This window comes from Haemophilus seminalis (genome assembly GCF_006384255.1).
Taxonomy (GTDB): Bacteria; Pseudomonadota; Gammaproteobacteria; order Enterobacterales; family Pasteurellaceae; genus Haemophilus; species Haemophilus seminalis.
The window spans coordinates 383,122-400,846 of sequence record NZ_VCED01000002.1 but is presented as its reverse complement, the minus strand read 5'-3'; the positions used below and the strand labels follow the sequence as shown (position 1 = coordinate 400,846).

At 39.4% G+C, this 17,725-nt stretch carries 17 protein-coding genes and 1 rRNA gene; 14 read left to right on the top strand and 4 right to left on the bottom strand.

Annotated elements, in window-relative coordinates; genetic code table 11:
- Together FE813_RS04350 and birA are read right to left on the bottom strand one after the other, a co-directional pair.
- Nucleotides 1-122 (bottom strand): 16S ribosomal RNA (locus FE813_RS04350); the annotation flags it as partial.
- 352 nt (nt 123-474) lie between these two features.
- On the bottom strand, nt 475-1,383 hold the full coding sequence (birA, locus tag FE813_RS04345; protein WP_180978686.1) for a bifunctional biotin--[acetyl-CoA-carboxylase] ligase/biotin operon repressor BirA: 909 nt from the start codon (nt 1,381-1,383) through the stop codon (nt 475-477).
- Nucleotides 1,384-1,512: 129 nt separating this feature from the next.
- Between birA and guaB the strand changes: the two genes are divergently transcribed.
- From guaB to guaA, 3 genes are all read left to right on the top strand, one after another.
- A complete protein-coding gene (guaB, locus tag FE813_RS04340) occupies nt 1,513-2,979 on the top strand; it encodes an IMP dehydrogenase (RefSeq protein ID WP_139989565.1) in 1,467 nt (488 codons plus the stop codon).
- A gap of 68 nt (nt 2,980-3,047) precedes the next feature.
- Complete coding sequence (locus FE813_RS04335; RefSeq protein ID WP_111695933.1) at nt 3,048-3,377, top strand: hypothetical protein; 330 nt, start codon at nt 3,048-3,050, stop codon at nt 3,375-3,377.
- Between the two features lie 13 nt (nt 3,378-3,390).
- The gene (guaA, locus tag FE813_RS04330) at nt 3,391-4,962 is read left to right on the top strand and encodes a glutamine-hydrolyzing GMP synthase (RefSeq protein WP_139989564.1); all 1,572 of its coding nucleotides are present in this window, start codon (nt 3,391-3,393) and stop codon (nt 4,960-4,962) included.
- Nucleotides 4,963-5,003: 41 nt separating this feature from the next.
- On the opposite strand, the gene udp is transcribed toward guaA, so the two are convergent.
- Both udp and FE813_RS04320 read right to left on the bottom strand, forming a co-directional pair.
- Nucleotides 5,004-5,762 (bottom strand): uridine phosphorylase, encoded by a 759-nt coding sequence (gene udp / locus FE813_RS04325; RefSeq protein WP_106013554.1) that lies wholly within the window; start codon nt 5,760-5,762, stop codon nt 5,004-5,006.
- A 48-nt stretch (nt 5,763-5,810) separates the two neighbouring features.
- Nucleotides 5,811-6,377 carry a DUF5358 domain-containing protein gene (locus FE813_RS04320; protein WP_139989563.1) on the bottom strand — a complete coding sequence of 189 codons (567 nt, stop codon included), beginning with the start codon at nt 6,375-6,377 and terminating at the stop codon, nt 5,811-5,813.
- Nucleotides 6,378-6,522: 145 nt separating this feature from the next.
- On the opposite strand from FE813_RS04320, the gene menB reads away from it, so the two are divergent.
- The 11 genes from menB (at nt 6,523) to prmA (ending at nt 17,599) form a co-directional block, all read left to right on the top strand.
- Entirely contained in the window at nt 6,523-7,380 is an 858-nt protein-coding gene (gene menB, locus FE813_RS04310; RefSeq protein WP_005630980.1) for a 1,4-dihydroxy-2-naphthoyl-CoA synthase, read from the top strand.
- 68 nt (nt 7,381-7,448) lie between these two features.
- Nucleotides 7,449-8,438: an o-succinylbenzoate synthase gene (gene menC / locus FE813_RS04305; RefSeq protein WP_180978682.1), complete on the top strand. Its 990-nt coding sequence runs from the start codon at nt 7,449-7,451 to the stop codon at nt 8,436-8,438.
- A 56-nt stretch (nt 8,439-8,494) separates the two neighbouring features.
- A complete protein-coding gene (gene aroQ, locus FE813_RS04300) occupies nt 8,495-8,944 on the top strand; it encodes a type II 3-dehydroquinate dehydratase (RefSeq protein ID WP_139989562.1) in 450 nt (149 codons plus the stop codon).
- Nucleotides 8,945-9,096: 152 nt separating this feature from the next.
- Nucleotides 9,097-9,564 carry an acetyl-CoA carboxylase biotin carboxyl carrier protein gene (accB, locus tag FE813_RS04295; protein ID WP_139989561.1) on the top strand — a complete coding sequence of 156 codons (468 nt, stop codon included), beginning with the start codon at nt 9,097-9,099 and terminating at the stop codon, nt 9,562-9,564.
- Nucleotides 9,565-9,741: 177 nt separating this feature from the next.
- A complete protein-coding gene (accC, locus tag FE813_RS04290) occupies nt 9,742-11,088 on the top strand; it encodes an acetyl-CoA carboxylase biotin carboxylase subunit (RefSeq protein WP_139989560.1) in 1,347 nt (448 codons plus the stop codon).
- A 157-nt stretch (nt 11,089-11,245) separates the two neighbouring features.
- A complete protein-coding gene (locus FE813_RS04285) occupies nt 11,246-12,358 on the top strand; it encodes a transferrin-binding protein-like solute binding protein (RefSeq protein WP_139989559.1) in 1,113 nt (370 codons plus the stop codon).
- 63 nt (nt 12,359-12,421) lie between these two features.
- Entirely contained in the window at nt 12,422-13,867 is a 1,446-nt protein-coding gene (locus FE813_RS04280; protein ID WP_118868351.1) for a surface lipoprotein assembly modifier, read from the top strand.
- A 109-nt stretch (nt 13,868-13,976) separates the two neighbouring features.
- The gene (locus FE813_RS04275; RefSeq protein ID WP_005634512.1) at nt 13,977-14,234 is read left to right on the top strand and encodes a YhdT family protein; all 258 of its coding nucleotides are present in this window, start codon (nt 13,977-13,979) and stop codon (nt 14,232-14,234) included.
- Nucleotides 14,231-15,685, top strand: a complete 1,455-nt coding sequence (gene panF / locus FE813_RS04270) for a sodium/pantothenate symporter (RefSeq protein ID WP_139989558.1) — start codon at nt 14,231-14,233, stop codon at nt 15,683-15,685. Before FE813_RS04275 ends, panF begins: the two co-directional genes overlap by 4 nt.
- A 119-nt stretch (nt 15,686-15,804) precedes the next feature.
- The gene (locus FE813_RS04265; RefSeq protein ID WP_139989557.1) at nt 15,805-16,677 is read left to right on the top strand and encodes a DMT family transporter; all 873 of its coding nucleotides are present in this window, start codon (nt 15,805-15,807) and stop codon (nt 16,675-16,677) included.
- A 34-nt stretch (nt 16,678-16,711) separates the two neighbouring features.
- The gene (gene prmA / locus FE813_RS04260) at nt 16,712-17,599 is read left to right on the top strand and encodes a 50S ribosomal protein L11 methyltransferase (protein WP_118813295.1); all 888 of its coding nucleotides are present in this window, start codon (nt 16,712-16,714) and stop codon (nt 17,597-17,599) included.
- Nucleotides 17,600-17,725 lie beyond the last annotated feature (126 nt).

The window sequence follows — 17,725 nt, the reverse complement described above, 5'->3', positions numbered from 1 at the left end:
CATTACTCACCCGTCCGCCACTCGTCAGCAAGAAAGCAAGCTTTCTCCTGCTACCGTTCGACTTGCATGTGTTAAGCCTGCCGCCAGCGTTCAATCTGAGCCATGATCAAACTCTTCAATTCAAGTTCAATCGCTCAATAAACTGCTTAGCTATAAATAAAACACTACTTAAAAAAGTAATTATGAATTTTCAGTTAAGCACCTATTAAGACTTCAAAATTAAAAATATTTTAAAACAAGTCAATCAACAAGTGCCCACACAGATTGTCTGATATATTGTTAAAGAGCAAAAAACAACGACACACGTGCAAACTTAAATACTTCACAACAGTGCGTCGTTGTGTGCGGTGCATTATAGGGATTTTCAAATCCCTTGCAAGTACTTTTTTGTAAAAATATTTAAAAAAATGATCTTCTGATGAAAATATAAACATTTCATCAAAAAGCGGGGGTAGAATGCTCAAATTTTTATCGCTATAATTTCTTACGCAATGAAACTTCACCACCATTAAATATCTGAATTTTATTGCCACATAATACTTTTAAGTAACCGCGTTCATCTATGCCTTGTTCAATACCTGAAATAGCACCTTGTTCAGTAAGCACATTTACTTCATTATTTGAAAACGCATTATATAATTGCCATGCCTGTTGAAATTCAGCATTAATACCATTTTTCTCAAAGATATTTAAACGTGCATACAAATTTTGTATGAGTTTTGGTAATAAGGTTTGTCGCTCTACATCAGGATCAATTTCACATACTTCCGCATAAGGCTGACTAATTTCCGTTTGTTTCGGCAACGACACATTAATACCTACGCCAATCACTAAATTGAGCATACCATTTTTATGGTTAGCGATTTCAACCAAAATTCCGCCTAACTTTCTCCCATCAAACAAAATATCATTTGGCCATTTCACTTGCACCTTTAGCACCTCGGCAATCGCCAAACCGATAACTAAACTTAACCCCTCAATTGATCTTTTAGGATCAAATGCCCAATAAAAACTAAACATGATTTGCCCGGCAAAAGGCGATAACCATTGACGACCACGCCGACCTCTCCCTTCAGTTTGATATTCAGCCACACAAAGATCACCTTTTTTTAAGGAAGGAATATTTTGTAGTATCCATTCATTTGTAGAGGAAATAATCGGCTGATAATGGATACTATAAGGAAAAAGTGCGGTTGAAATTTGCTTAGAATTTAATAAAGGAAGGCTAGGCACTAAGCAATAATTTTGGCCATCAACGACAATTTCCAAGCCTAGCTCACGTAATTGTTTAATGTCCTCTTCAATATCCGGAGAAAACTTTTCCAATTCAAACCGCACTTTCGGCTGACAGTCAGCTAAATATGTCAATAAAGCGAAATTCATCATTTATTCCTTGTAGCAAACGGAGCGAAAATCATAGCATAAATCCAAAAATTTCGTTTTCAAAATCAAGCAAAATCTGTATAATCCCGCCGCAATATTTTTTAACTTCAACTTAGCGAGAATATTGCAATGTCATTACGCATTAAACAAGAAGCCCTTACTTTTGACGATGTTCTACTCGTCCCAGCACATTCAACTGTGCTTCCAAATACAGCCAATCTTTCAACCAAACTCACTAAAGAAATTAATTTGAATATTCCTATGCTTTCAGCAGCAATGGATACCGTAACCGAAACCAAACTTGCAATTTCTTTAGCGCAAGAAGGTGGCATTGGCTTTATCCATAAAAATATGCCTATTGAACGCCAAGCGGACCGTGTTCGCAAAGTGAAAAAATTCGAAAGTGGTATCGTTTCTGAACCAGTAACTGTTTCACCAAATTTAACGCTTGCCGAACTTGCTGAAATGGTGAAGAAAAACGGCTTCGCAGGCTATCCTGTTGTAGACAGTGAAAATAACCTAATTGGTATCATTACTGGACGCGACACCCGCTTCGTAAAAGATTTGAGCAAAACTGTTTCACAAGTAATGACGAAAAAAGAAGACTTAGTGACAGTAAAAGAAGGGGCGAGTCGCGAAGAAATTTTGGAATTAATGCATCAACACCGCGTTGAAAAAGTATTAGTGGTTAATGATAGTTTCAAACTTAAAGGTATGATTACCGTTAAAGACTTCCAAAAAGCAGAACAAAAACCAAATGCATGTAAAGATGAATTCGGTCGTTTACGTGTCGGAGCTGCTGTAGGTGCTGGCCCAGGTAACGAAGAACGTATCGACGCATTAGTAAAAGCGGGCGTAGACGTGTTGTTAATCGACTCCTCTCACGGTCACTCAGAAGGCGTATTACAACGAGTTCGTGAAACTCGTGCAAAATATCCAAACTTACCTATTGTTGCGGGTAACGTAGCAACTGCTGAAGGTGCAATCGCATTAGCAGACGCAGGTGCAAGCGCAGTGAAAGTAGGTATTGGCCCTGGTTCAATTTGTACAACGCGTATTGTAACCGGTGTAGGTGTTCCACAAATCACCGCTATCGCAGATGCAGCTGCGGCATTAAAAGATCGTGGTATTCCAGTTATCGCGGACGGTGGTATTCGTTTCTCTGGCGATATTGCAAAAGCCATCGCTGCAGGCGCAAGCTGTGTGATGGTTGGCTCTATGTTTGCGGGTACTGAAGAAGCACCTGGTGAAATCGAACTTTATCAAGGTCGTGCATTTAAATCTTACCGTGGTATGGGTTCATTAGGCGCCATGGCGAAAGGATCATCAGACCGTTACTTCCAATCGGATAATGCTGCAGACAAACTCGTACCAGAAGGTATAGAAGGTCGTATTCCATACAAAGGTTACCTAAAAGAAATCATCCACCAACAAATGGGTGGCTTACGTTCTTGCATGGGCTTAACTGGCTGCGCAACCATCGAAGAATTACGCACAAAAGCGGAATTCGTTCGCATCAGTGGTGCAGGTATTAAAGAAAGCCATGTTCATGACGTAACCATCACTAAAGAAGCACCAAACTATCGTATGGGCTAACAATGAATAAAAGAGCGGTTAAATTTGCCCGCTCTTTTGAAACATTTCAGACGAAAAAGGAATTCTCAATGAAAAAATTGATATTGCTGATTCCATTTATTCTATCAGGCTGTACATTACTCGGCCCGACTTATACTGGGGAAACAACCGCAGACGATTTACTAAAATATGATACGGCAAGTAACATAAACCTATTTTTCAGAGCAATCCATAATTGTACGCCTAAACAAATTCACACTCAGATCGATGATGTAAAACTAAACAACAAAACTTCCACTGTAGATTTAGTGAATGAAACTTGGACAGTAAAAGGCTGTAATAAGACCGAAACATTTCATATCAAATATATCAGCGATGGACATGGTGGAACTTACATCAATATGACAAAACAAAATTAACATAAGGTAAAAAATGACAAACATCCACAATCATAAAATCCTGATCCTCGACTTTGGTTCACAATATACTCAACTGATTGCACGTCGTGTGCGTGAAATCGGTGTGTACTGCGAACTTTGGGCTTGGGATGTAACCGAACAACAAATTCGTGAATTTGCCCCAACGGGTATTATTCTTTCTGGTGGTCCAGAAAGTACCACTGAAGAAAATAGCCCTCGTGCACCGGAATATGTATTTAATGCTGGTGTACCAGTATTAGGTATTTGCTATGGAATGCAAACTATGGCAATGCAACTTGGCGGTTTAACCGAAACTTCTGATCACCGTGAGTTCGGCTATGCTTCAGTTTCTCTTGAAAATTCCACCGTACTTTTTGCCAATCTTAATGATAACTTGACAGCAAATGAGCCGACTTTAGATGTTTGGATGAGCCATGGTGACAAAGTGACTCGTTTACCTCAAAACTTCCAAGTAACAGGGACTACCCCAACCTGTCCAATTGCAGCAATGTCTGATGAAAGCCGTCGTTTCTACGGCGTACAATTCCACCCAGAAGTAACCCACACCAAAAAAGGTTTAGAATTATTAACTAATTTTGTGGTGAACATTTGTGGTTGCGAAACCAAATGGACAGCAGAAAACATTATCGAAGATGCTGTTGCTCGCATTAAAGAGCAAGTAGGCGATGATGAAGTTATTTTAGGTTTATCTGGTGGTGTGGACTCTTCTGTGGTTGCATTACTTTTACACCGTGCTATCGGAAAAAACTTACACTGCGTATTCGTGGATAACGGCTTGCTCCGCTTACATGAAGGCGATCAAGTTATGGAAATGTTTGGCGATAAATTCGGCTTGAATATTACCCGTGTTGATGCAGAAAGCCGTTTCTTAGGTGAGCTTGCAGGCGTATCGGATCCTGAAGCGAAACGCAAAATTATCGGTAAAGTATTCGTTGATGTCTTCGATGATGAATCGAAAAAACTCACTAATGTGAAATGGTTGGCACAAGGTACGATCTACCCTGATGTGATCGAATCTGCAGCAAGTAAAACTGGTAAAGCACATGTGATTAAATCACACCACAACGTAGGTGGCTTACCAGACTATATGAAACTTGGGTTAGTTGAACCGTTACGTGAATTATTTAAAGATGAAGTACGTAAAATCGGTTTAGCATTAGGCTTACCAGCTGAAATGATCAACCGCCACCCATTCCCGGGCCCGGGTTTAGGCGTGCGTGTATTAGGCGAAGTGAAAAAAGAATACTGCGATTTATTACGCCGTGCCGATGCGATCTTTATCGAAGAATTACACAACAGTGGTTGGTATGAAAAAACTAGCCAAGCCTTCAGCGTATTCTTACCAGTGAAATCTGTAGGTGTGATGGGCGATGGCCGTAAATACGATTGGGTGATCTCGCTACGAGCAGTAGAAACCATCGATTTTATGACCGCACATTGGGCACACCTGCCTTATAATTTATTAGGCAAAGTGTCTAACCGTATCATCAACGAAGTGAATGGAATTTCCCGCGTGGTGTACGACATCAGCGGAAAACCACCAGCAACGATCGAGTGGGAATAGAACCAGAATAAATAACGCCTTGTAAAACAAGGCGTTATTTTTTAATTTAACAATATTTTCGCTGCATCTATTACCACTGAAACGGCTTTCTCTTCAGTCTCTTTCATTGTCGCTTCATTTGGAATTTCTTGTTGAGTGCGGTTTACAATCACGCCTGCAACCATTCCTGCTCGTAACCCCAATGCGCTACACATGGTAAACAATGTTGACGATTCCATTTCATAGTTCATAACATTCAAATCTTGCCACTGCTTAAGTAGTCCTTGGTAATCACGATATACTTTACCACTATAAGTATCATAACGCTCTTGACCTGGATAGAATGTATCAGATGATGCAGTCACACCTACATAAGGTTCAATCCCTTTTGCTTTCGCTGCATTATAAAGTGCAGTTGTACATTCAAAGTTTGACACAGCCGGATATTCTAACGGTGCAAAATGGCGGCTTGCACCATCTAAGCGAACAGAAGCCGTTGTAATAAGAACATCACCCACATTAATATGTGGTTGAATTGCCCCTGTTGTACCAATCCGTAAGAAAGTGCGAATGCCAAGTTGAGCCAGTTCTTCCACACAAATTGAGGTTGACGGCCCACCAATACCAGTAGAGCATACAACAACAGGTTGCCCATTAAGATAACCTAACCATGAAGTAAATTCACGCGTGCTAGCAAGAAACTCTGGATTATCAAGTTGTTTAGCAATACGCTCACTACGCGCAGGATCGCCGGGGACAATAGCGAGTGTTGCGCCTTTAAGTTGAGATTTTGTAAGATTAAGATGGAATACATCTGACATAGTCGCCTCCTTATTATTTTTATATTGTATGTTTACATGCCAAAAAAATTAAAGCAATAGCATTGAACCCCATTTGATGATATCAAAGAAGAATTTATTTTCATTCGTCGCAATACCATCTGGATTTTTCGGTGTGCCATCTTCATTTTTCTGCACTTCCACCATACCATTTTTATATTGACCTTTTACGACAGCCAAATCATCGCGTGCTTCATTACGTAATTTTAAACACGCCTGTTCCGTTAAAGGCTCAATGTTACCCACTTCGGTACGGAATTTTTTAAACTGATAGCTTGCGTAATTCATCGATTTTTCATCACCTTGAATGATCTTCACATATTGCTCGCCAATAATTTTTTCCAATGGATAGAAAAAGACATATTGTGAGTGAATATAGCTATCTTCTTTAGAAAAATGCTGTTGCAAAATCCGAGTTAAATTTGGGTAAACGCATTGTTCTGCTTGCTTACTTGCAATCGCCCATTGTTTTGCATCTTGATCGGAAAGTTGGTAATCCGCCCCCGCAAATTCACCGGGGATTGCGGATTGTGAGCTACCAAACATTGAGCAGCCAGACAGCAATGCTGCCATACCTAAGGTTGCAATTAATTTCACATTTGATCCTTATAAAAGTGAGAATGCGCAAAATTCTAGCAATATCTTCACAACAGATAAAGCAGCAAATGAATTTAGTTTTCCTGATCCGAAAAACTTCCGCTATAATGACCGCACTTTTTTACGTTAATTAAAAGGAATTCTCATGCAAAATCCAAAAGATGATGTGTTATATGCGCCCGTTGAATGGGTCGATCACAGTGAAGGCTATAGCGATATTCGTTATCATAAATCCACTGATGGTATTGCTAAAATCACGATTAACCGTCCTGAAGTTCGTAATGCGTTCCGCCCACAAACAGTGAAAGAAATGATCACTGCATTTTCTGATGCACGTTTCGATGAAAACATTGGTGTCATCGTATTAACTGGCGAAGGCGAAAAAGCATTCTGTTCTGGTGGTGACCAAAAAGTGCGTGGCGATTACGGCGGTTACAAAGATGACAGCGGCGTACATCACTTAAATGTATTAGATTTCCAACGCGATATTCGCTCTTGTCCAAAACCTGTTGTGGCAATGGTGGCAGGTTATGCAATTGGTGGCGGTCATGTATTACATATGCTTTGTGACTTAACGATTGCTGCTGAAAATGCTATTTTCGGTCAAACAGGGCCAAAAGTCGGTTCATTCGATGGTGGTTGGGGAGCAAGTTATATGGCTCGTTTAGTGGGTCAGAAAAAAGCACGTGAAATTTGGTTCTTATGCCGTCAATATAATGCACAAGAAGCATTAGACATGGGCTTAGTCAATACTGTTGTGCCTTATGCTGATCTTGAAAAAGAAACCGTGCGTTGGTGTCGTGAAATGTTACGCAATAGCCCAATCGCAATTCGTTGTTTGAAAGCGGCATTAAATGCTGACTGTGATGGCCAAGCAGGTCTTCAAGAATTAGCGGGTAACGCGACAATGTTGTTCTACATGACTGAAGAAGGTCAAGAAGGTCGCAATGCGTTTAATGAAAAACGTGCTCCAGACTTCAGCAAATTCCGTCGCAATCCTTAATTTATCGTTCTAAAGTGCGGTTAAAAATCTTCGTGAATTTTGACCGCACTTTTGTATTGGGAGCAAGCATGGCTGAAAAATCATTTAATCTTTACCGTTATTCCATCCCCGTTGATAGTCAACTTATTCTTCGTGATCGTTTTTTAAAACGCCGTGAAGGCTTAATCGTAAGAGTAAGTTGCAGCCGAGACGGTTGGGGAGAAATCGCCCCGCTACCTGGTTTTAGCGAAGAAACCCTAGACCAAGCTCAAGAACAAGCAATTGAATGGCTAACAACATGGTGCAATGCAAGCTGTGATGCACCTCGCGTACCATTAGATGGAACCTATCCCTCCGTTGCTTTTGGTATCAGTTGCGCAATGGATGAAATAAAAGGTTATTTACAAGCTGAAGGCAATTATCATACGGCACCACTTTGTTATGGCGATCCCGATGAACTGTACGCCAAACTTGCGAGCATAGAAGGCGAAAAAGTGGCAAAGATGAAAGTGGGCATATACGAAGCCAATCGCGATGGATTAATTGCCGATATGTTTTTAGAAGCGATTCCCGATTTACAATTACGACTAGATGCAAACCGCCATTGGTCGTTAGAAAAAGCGTTACAATTTGCCACTAAAGTCAAACCGCAACATAGAAAACGTATTCAATTTTTAGAAGAACCTTGTAAAACACAAGAACTCAGTCGTGAATTTGCATCGCAAACCGATATTGCAATTGCATGGGATGAATCCGTGCGAGAGCCTAATTTTTGCCTGGAAAAAGAACCGCACTTATCGGCTGTCGTAATCAAACCCACTTTAATTGGTTCAATTCAACGTTGTGCTGAACTCATTGACCAAGCACATTCGTTAGGTCTAAAAGCGGTTATTAGTTCAAGTATCGAAAGCAGTTTAGGGCTCTCTCAGCTCGCGCGAATTGCACAACAATACACCCCGAATGTAACCCCAGGTTTAGATACGTTAGATTTGATGGAATATCAAGTACTACGCGCTTGGCCTGGTTCTAATTTACCTATTGTGGATTTAGAATCTGAATTTATCACTAAAATTATCTGATTCGACCACCAAAAATTAAAAAACCAGTATAATGCGCCACACAAAAAGGATTAAAAATGTCGCAAACACACAGAATTTTGCTGTTAAATGGCCCGAACTTAAATATGTTAGGGGCTCGCGAGCCAAAGCATTATGGCAGTATTTCTCTTACATCCATTGAAGAGAAAATACAAACATTAGCCACTCAGCACAATGTAAAAGTGGAATGTTTCCAAGCCAATAGTGAAGAAAAATTAATTAATAAGATCCACGAAAGTTTTCAACAGGTCGATTTTATTTTAATCAATCCTGCTGCCTACACTCATACCAGTGTAGCATTGCGCGATGCACTTTTAGCTGTTTCAATTCCTTTTGTGGAGATTCATTTATCCAACGTGCATAAACGCGAATCATTTCGTCATCATTCTTATTTTAGCGATGCGGCTGAAGGCGTTATTTGCGGTTTGGGCGCAAAAGGTTACGAGTTTGCCTTTTTATTTGCTATCGATTACCTTGCTAAAAAATAAGAAAATTGAGCATTTTTGGCGAAATTCACAGAATTTTATCGCAAATTTGCAAAATTTAAGGTAATCTTTGCAACACAAAAATAAGTTTATTCATAACCGCACTTTTTCGTTTAAAAGTGCGGTTAAAATTTCAATCTTTTTAGGAAGAACGTATGGACATTCGTAAAATCAAAAAATTAATCGAATTAGTAGAAGAATCTGGCATTACTGAATTAGAAGTGCAAGAAGAAGAAGGTACAGTACGTATTAGCCGTGCAACACCAGCTGTTGCTCCAGCAGCAGTTCAATACGCTGCAGCACCAGTAGTAGCACCAACTCCAGCTGCTACGCCAGCTCAAGCACCAACAGCAGCGACATCTGCGCCAGCCGCATCGGATGAATTATCAGGTCATCTTGTACGTTCTCCAATGGTGGGAACGTTCTATCGCAGTCCAAGCCCAGAAGCAAAAGCATTCGTTGAAGTGGGTCAATCTGTGAAAGTTGGCGATGCGCTTTGTATCGTTGAAGCAATGAAAATGATGAACCGTATTGAAGCGGACAAAGCTGGCGTAGTAAAAGCAATTCTTATCAACGACGGTGACGCTGTTGAATTCGACGAACCATTAATCGTTATTGAATAATTTCCAATATTTTCGTCGGGCGGACTTTAGTCCGCCTATTTCATATACAAACAATTAGAGCGAATTTATCGTAGGCAATATAAATTGAAATCTGTTCACGCCAAATTTGAATAGGGAGAACAATATTTCAAGAACCTACATAGAAATTCACGTCTATCTGACTAAACGGACTCTTTTATGTTAGAAAAAGTTGTGATTGCTAACCGCGGTGAAATTGCACTACGCATTTTACGTGCTTGTAAAGAATTAGGTATTAAAACTGTGGCGGTTCATTCCACCGCTGATCGTGATTTAAAACACGTTTTACTCGCTGATGAAACCATTTGTATCGGTCCAGCGCCTTCCGCAAAAAGTTATTTAAATATTCCAGCTATCATTGCTGCAGCCGAAGTCACAGGTGCAGATGCAATTCATCCAGGATACGGTTTCTTATCTGAAAATGCTGACTTTGCTGAACAAGTTGAACGTTCAGGTTTCACTTTTATCGGCCCAACAGCAGATGTCATCCGTTTAATGGGCGATAAAGTTTCAGCTATTAAAGCAATGAAAAAAGCAGGCGTACCTTGTGTACCTGGTTCTGATGGGCCTGTAAGTAACGATATTAGTAAAAATAAAGAAATCGCCAAACGCATTGGCTATCCAATCATCATCAAAGCATCAGGCGGTGGTGGCGGCCGAGGTATGCGTGTTGTTCGTAACGAAGGCGCATTAGAAGAATCTATTGCGATGACCAAAGCAGAAGCAAAAGCTGCATTCAATAATGATATGGTCTATATGGAAAAATACTTAGAGAATCCACGTCACGTGGAAATTCAAGTATTAGCAGATACTCATGGCAATGCAGTTTATTTGGCTGAACGTGACTGCTCAATGCAACGTCGTCACCAAAAAGTTGTGGAAGAAGCACCTGCGCCAGGTATCACAGAAGAAGTTCGCCGCGATATCGGCTCTCGCTGTGCAAAAGCTTGTGTAGAAATCGGCTATCGCGGAGCAGGTACGTTTGAATTCTTATATGAAAATGGCGAATTCTATTTCATTGAAATGAATACTCGTATCCAAGTAGAACACCCTGTAACTGAAATGATTACAGGTGTAGATTTAGTGAAAGAGCAATTACGCATTGCAGCAGGCTTACCGATTTCCTTTAAGCAAGAAGACATCAAAGTTAAAGGCCATGCAATGGAATGCCGTATTAACGCAGAAGATCCAAAAACATTCTTACCGTCTCCGGGTAAAGTAAATCACTTACATTCACCGGGCGGTTTGGGCGTTCGTTGGGATTCTCATGTTTATGGCGGCTATACGGTGCCTCCACATTACGACTCTATGATCGCAAAACTTATCACTTATGGTGATACACGTGAAGTGGCAATCCGTCGTATGCAAAATGCATTATCTGAAACAATTATTGATGGTATCAAAACCAATATCCCACTTCATGAATTAATTCTTGAAGATGAAAATTTCCAAAAAGGCGGAACAAACATCCACTATTTGGAGAAAAAATTAGGTATGCATGATTAATTTATAAGTTATTAAGGTAAAGGCAGACATTGTTTTTACCTTATTTTTTATAGATTTATATACAATGATATTAATTTTATGGTAGGATGAAAGTCCACATAAATTTATTTTATGTATTTGTATTAAGTGTGTTTAATAAAGAACTTAGAGGTAAACTATGAAGAATACGATTTTAAAGTTTAGTTTAACAGCTTTAGCTACATTAACTTTAGCTGCTTGTGGAAGTAGTGGCGGTGGTGATAATTCAGCACAACCAGCTACTTCAGCACAACCAGCTACTTCAGCACAGCCAGCTACTTCAGCACAACCAGCTACTTCAACACAACCAGCTACTTCAACACAACCAGCTACTTCAACACAACCAGCTACTTCAACACAACCAGCTACTTCAACACAACCAGCTACTTCAACACAACCAGCTACTTCAACACAACCAGCTACTTCAGCACAACCAGCTACTTCAGCACAACCAGCTACTTCAGCACAGCCAGCTACTTCAGCACAGCCAGCTACTTCAACACAACCAGCTACTTCAACACAACCAGCTACTTCAGCACAACCAGCTACTTCAGCAGAGGCAGGGAAAGGCAAAGACCCCTTATCAGATAATTATTTTCCATCAACAGGGCAAGTATCAGGTAATTATTTAAACTTACCAGTAAAAGAAGTTAAATCAGTTGATATTACAACGTTCTCAAGTAATGAACCTGACGAAGTTAATAAATTAATTGTTGAAGGGAAAGCAATTGATATTATTCCTGGTAACCTATCTTCAGGCAAATATATACTAACAGAGGCAAAGAATGACATACGCCTTGTCGGTGGAAGACAAAATATTCGTTGGGGATATGTTGGTTCTTCTCAAACAACTGAGCATTATGTTGTAGCCCAAGGTACATACGCCACCAGTAAAAGCGATATGGACAAGATGGCAGGAGTAATTCAATATTCTGGTTATGCTGCACATTTATATAACACCGTTCCAAGAAACCCTGGAGTTGATACGGTTGTTCCTGGTAAAGTGGATATTAATGTAGACTTTGGTACTAAAAAATTAGCTGGTAAGATAGTTGCTACCGATAATTACCAATTTGGCGCAGACTCAGTCGTCAATTTATCTGCTGATGTTAAAGGAAATAAATTTGAAGGTTCGCTAAACGGCACTTCAACAGAAGGAGCCTTCTATGGTAAAGATGCTGCTGAATTAACAGGATATTATGTTAATCCTGATAAAAAATATTTAGGTGTTTACGGCGCATCTAAACAATAATTTTTAGTATTCCTTAATAAAGCAAGCTTAAGCTTGCTTTATTCTTTCCCAATAAGGATAAAAATGAATATACAAACTAAATTTAGTTTATGTCTCACCGTCGCATTATTTTTAGCGTCAAATTCTATTGCTGTAGAAAAATCTCCGCAGCCACATGATGGGCGTTTAGATGAACAGCTACATTTGGCTAAACCAAATTTACCACAAAAACCAACCGCACTTTTGACGAATAATAATCCATCAAAGTTATCGATTACAAAAGAAGAATTAGCGAAACATCCAGACTTGATTATTCGCGGTCTTATTCCTGCAGTATTACAAAATAATGGTGAGGCAGTACAACTTTTATTACCGCTATATCAGCCTTTACCTAAAAAAGATCCGTTTTTGTTAGAATGGGCTGAAGCGATTGATTTACGAGAAAAAGGACATTTTTCTGATTCCGTTAAAGCCTACCGACACTTATTTTCACAAAAAACTGATCTTTTACCTTTACGCTATCAATTAGCTCAAGCCTTGTTTCTGAATAATGATAACGAGGCGGCAAAAGATCAATTTCAAAAGTTAAGAGCAGAGCAAGTTTCCCCTGATTCTGTAAAAATAATTGAACAATATCTTTCAGCCTTAAATCAACGAGATCAATGGAAAATCCAAGGTGGGTTTAGTTTTTTAAATGAAAGTAATATTAATAATGCGCCAAAAGCAGGCACCAAAATTGGCAACTGGACAGCTTGGGAAAAAGAAAGTGCCAGAGGATTTTCGTATTTTGGGAATGCTGAAAAGAAATGGTCATTACCTCACAACTACTTTACAAAATTATCCTTGGAAGGTAGTGGGAAATATTATTGGGATAACAAGAAATATAATGAATTTAACGCGAGAGTTGGTGTGGGTCTTGGATACCAAACTGCACGATTTGAAGTCTCCTTGATGCCATTTACTGAAAAACGTTGGTATGCGGGCGGCTCATCTGGCGGAAATGCGATGAAACAATACTCTAAAAATTCAGGTGCTAGATTGGATTTATCCAATTGGCTAAATGAAAAATGGCAAATTTCGACCGCACTTGAGTATGGTGAACAACGCTATGAAACTCGTAAGCATCTAAATGGAAATAACTATCTAGCTTCCGCTACACTACTTTACCTAGCGAAAAATGGACAGTATTGGTTTGGCGGAGCTGATTATAATCGCGAAAATACTCGAGATTTAGATAACGCCTATCAACGAAAAAATGTCCGATTAGGATGGGGACAAGAATGGAAAGCGGGTATATCAACTCGTTTAATCCTGAATTATGCACAACGTGCCTATAAAGAAAAAGATCTTATTGGTATTCGCCAGAAAAATAAGGAATATGCATCAGTATTTACTATCTGGCATAGAAACTTTCATATTTGGGGAATAACACCGAAATTATCTTGGTCGTATCAAAAGGTAACCAGTAATCATCCTTTTTATGAATATGATAAAAATCGAATTTACTTAGAAATCAGCAAAACATTTTGAATTATTCAAAAAAGTTGTAAGATTGACAAACATAAGGGGCGTATGAAATATACGCCCTTTATACCATTCAAAAATATACTTTCACTTATAAAAATTTTAAGGAAGAAACATGACATTAAAACAACGTTATCAACAAGCTGCCAAGGAAGCTAGTTGGGCATTAGGCCTATCTATTTTATATGTGATAGGTTGGTGCTTATGTGCTTATTTGCCTAAAGAAACTCAAGGGCCGATTGGTTTCCCTCTCTGGTTCGAGCTCTCTTGCATTTATCTGCCGATTCTATTTATTGTAATTGGCCATTGGATTATCAAAATTATTTATCAAGATATCTCTCTTGAAATCAAAGATGAGGAGAATCAAAAATGAATTTAGGTATTATTCTCCCTTTAATTATTTATCTTGCATTTATATTTGGTGCTGCGATTTTCGCTTATGTAAAACGTACAAAAGGCGATTTCCTAACGGAATATTATGTAGGTAACCGCTCCATGACTGGTTTTGTGCTCGCAATGACAACCGCATCAACTTATGCCAGTGCAAGTTCTTTTGTCGGAGGGCCTGGTGCAGCTTATAAATACGGATTAGGCTGGGTATTACTTGCGATGATTCAAGTCCCAGCAGTGTGGCTGGCATTAGGCGCATTAGGTAAAAAATTTGCGCTATTATCAAGAGAAACCAATGCGTTAACGATTAACGATCTGTTCCTTTATCGTTATAAAAACAAATATTTAGTCTGGCTATCAAGCCTTGCCCTTCTTCTCGCATTTTTTGCAGCCATGACTGTGCAATTTATTGGTGGTGCACGTTTATTAGAAACAACCATTGGCATTTCTTATACTCAAGCATTGCTCTTATTTTCTTTAACGGTAGGTATCTATACATTTATCGGGGGATTCCGTGCTGTCGTACTCACGGATACCATTCAAGGTACCGTCATGATTTTAGGTACCATTATTCTCCTTGTAGGAACCATTTATGCGCTCGGTGGTGTAGAAAGTGCGGTTAATAAATTAACGGAAATCGATCCTGCGTTAGTCACGCCTTACGGGCCAAATGGAATGTTAGATTTTCAATTTATGGCTTCCTTCTGGGTACTCGTCTGTTTCGGGGTCGTCGGTCTTCCACATACTGCTGTTCGATGCATGGCATTTAAAGATAGCAAAGCCTTACATAGAGGGATGCTAATTGGAACAATTGTACTTTCCATCATTATGTTCGGGATGCACTTAGCCGGTGCACTTGGTCGTGCAGTTATTCCAAATTTAACAGTATCGGATCAAGTAATTCCAACTTTAATGCTAAAAGTATTACCGCCTATTATTGCCGGTATTTTCTTAGCCGCACCGATGTCAGCAATTATGTCCACAATTGATGCCCAACTTATTCAATCTTCGTCTATTTTTGTAAAAGATTTATACCTTTCTACAAAACCAGAAGCCGCAAAAAATGAGAAAAAAGTGAGTTATTTTTCATCAATTATTACGCTGATTTTGACCGCACTTTTAATCTTTGCCGCACTCAATCCACCAGATATGATTATTTGGTTAAACCTATTTGCCTTTGGCGGACTCGAAGCCGCATTTTTATGGGTGATTGTTCTGGGTATTTACTGGGATAAAGCAAATGCTTATGGTGCGTTAAGCTCAATGATTATCGGCTTGGGAAGTTATATCTTGCTCACTCAACTTAGCATAAAATTATTTAACTTCCATCAAATCGTACCGTCATTAGTATTTGGATTAATTGCCTTTTTAGTAGGTAATAAATTGGGCGAACGTCGTATTGAAAAAACTCAATTAAAAATTACCGCACTTTAAGCATTAATCAATATGCTATCACCTTCTTCTAAATGAGAGGAAGGTGATATTTAATTTTCTCACTTTAAGCAATTTCTACGCTAAAACATAGAATTGGAACAATTCACAGGGATACATCAATGCTCTATCAAATTCTTGCGCTACTTATTTGGAGCAGTTCATTAATCGTCGGTAAGCTCACTTATTCGATGATGGATCCTGTGCTTGTTGTGCAAGTGCGGTTAATTATTGCAATGATTATTGTCATGCCACTCTTTTTACGTCGTTGGAAAAAAATTGATAAACCAATGCGTAAACAGCTTTGGTGGTTGGCATTCTTTAACTATACCGCCGTCTTTTTATTGCAATTCATCGGGCTAAAATATACATCTGCGTCCAGTGCAGTCACCATGATTGGGCTAGAACCGCTGCTCGTTGTATTTATCGGGCATTTCTTCTTTAAAGACAAAGCAAAATGGTTTCACTGGCTATTCGGCGCAATGGCATTTATTGGCGTGGCGATTTTAATCAATGGTGGAAAAAATAATGAAGGCATTGATAACATCAGTTTATTCGGTTGTTTATTAGTACTAAGTGCTGGGATCATTTTCGCTGCCGTGTTACGTTGGACACAGCGAGTTGTGGCCAAAGTCTCAACGCAAGCCTATACCTCCGTCAGCATTGTACTTGGGACCCTCACAACATTGCCATTTACTCTATTACTCACAGAAAACTGGCAAATATCATTAAATTCCACAGGTATTGCGGGTTTATTATATCTTGCCATTGGCTGTAGCTGGCTCGCCTATTGGTTATGGAATAAAGGCCTTAATAGTGTGGATGCCAATATCTCCGGTATTTTAGTCGCACTTGAGCCGCTATTCGGCATCTTATTTGCCGTATCATTACTTGGCGAAACGCTGTCATTTTCAGCTGCACTTGGTATAACAATCATCATGCTTGCCACACTTGGATCAACTTTACTGCCGAAACTTTTGAAAAAATCGGTATAATACGCCCCATTTTATGAAATAAAGGAAAAAACAAATGGCTTGGATTCAGATTCGCCTAAATAGCACCAATGAAAAAGCAGAACAAATGAGTGATTTTTTAGAAGAAATCGGCTCCGTTTCTGTGACTTTTATGGATAGTCAAGATACCCCGATTTTTGAGCCTTTGCCTGGTGAAACTCGTTTATGGGGCAATACCGACGTTATTGCGTTATTTGATGCAGAAACAGATATGGCAGAAATCGTCCGCTTATTAAAAGAAGCGAAACACTTAGATAGCAATACGGCATACAAAATTGAACAAATAGAAGATAAAGACTGGGAGCGCGAGTGGATGGATAACTTCCACCCAATGCAATTTGGTAAGCGTTTATGGATTTGTCCAAGTTGGCGTGATGTCCCTGATGAAAATGCCGTCAATGTGATGCTTGATCCTGGTTTAGCATTTGGTACAGGTACGCATCCTACAACTGCACTATGTTTAGAATGGCTAGATGGCCTAGATTTAAAAGATAAAACCGTCATCGATTTTGGTTGTGGTTCAGGCATTTTAGCTATTGCCGCATTAAAACTTGGCGCGAAAAGTGCGGTGGGAATTGATATCGATCCACAAGCAATTCTAGCTAGTCGTAATAATGCCGAGCAAAATGGCGTAGCAGATCGCCTACAGCTGTTCTTATCTGATGAAAAACCCTCTGATTTAAAAGCTGATGTCGTAGTGGCAAATATTCTTGCCGGCCCGCTCAAAGAACTTTACCCAATCATTAGTCAACTTGTTAAACCTAATGGCGATCTTGGTTTATCGGGCATTTTAGAAACTCAAGCTCAATCGGTATGCGATGCCTATACGCAAACATTTGCGTTAGAGCCAGTCGCAGTCAGAGAAGAATGGTGCCGAATTACGGGTAAGCTAAAAACGCTTTAATTTCTTTTTGTCAATCAAAAAAAGTGTATTTTTTAAACAAATTTCACTTTGCAAAGTAAGGCAAAATGCGTATTATAGCCACCCTTGTCGGTCGTCGACCAGTTCGACACTAATTAGATTTAGGCT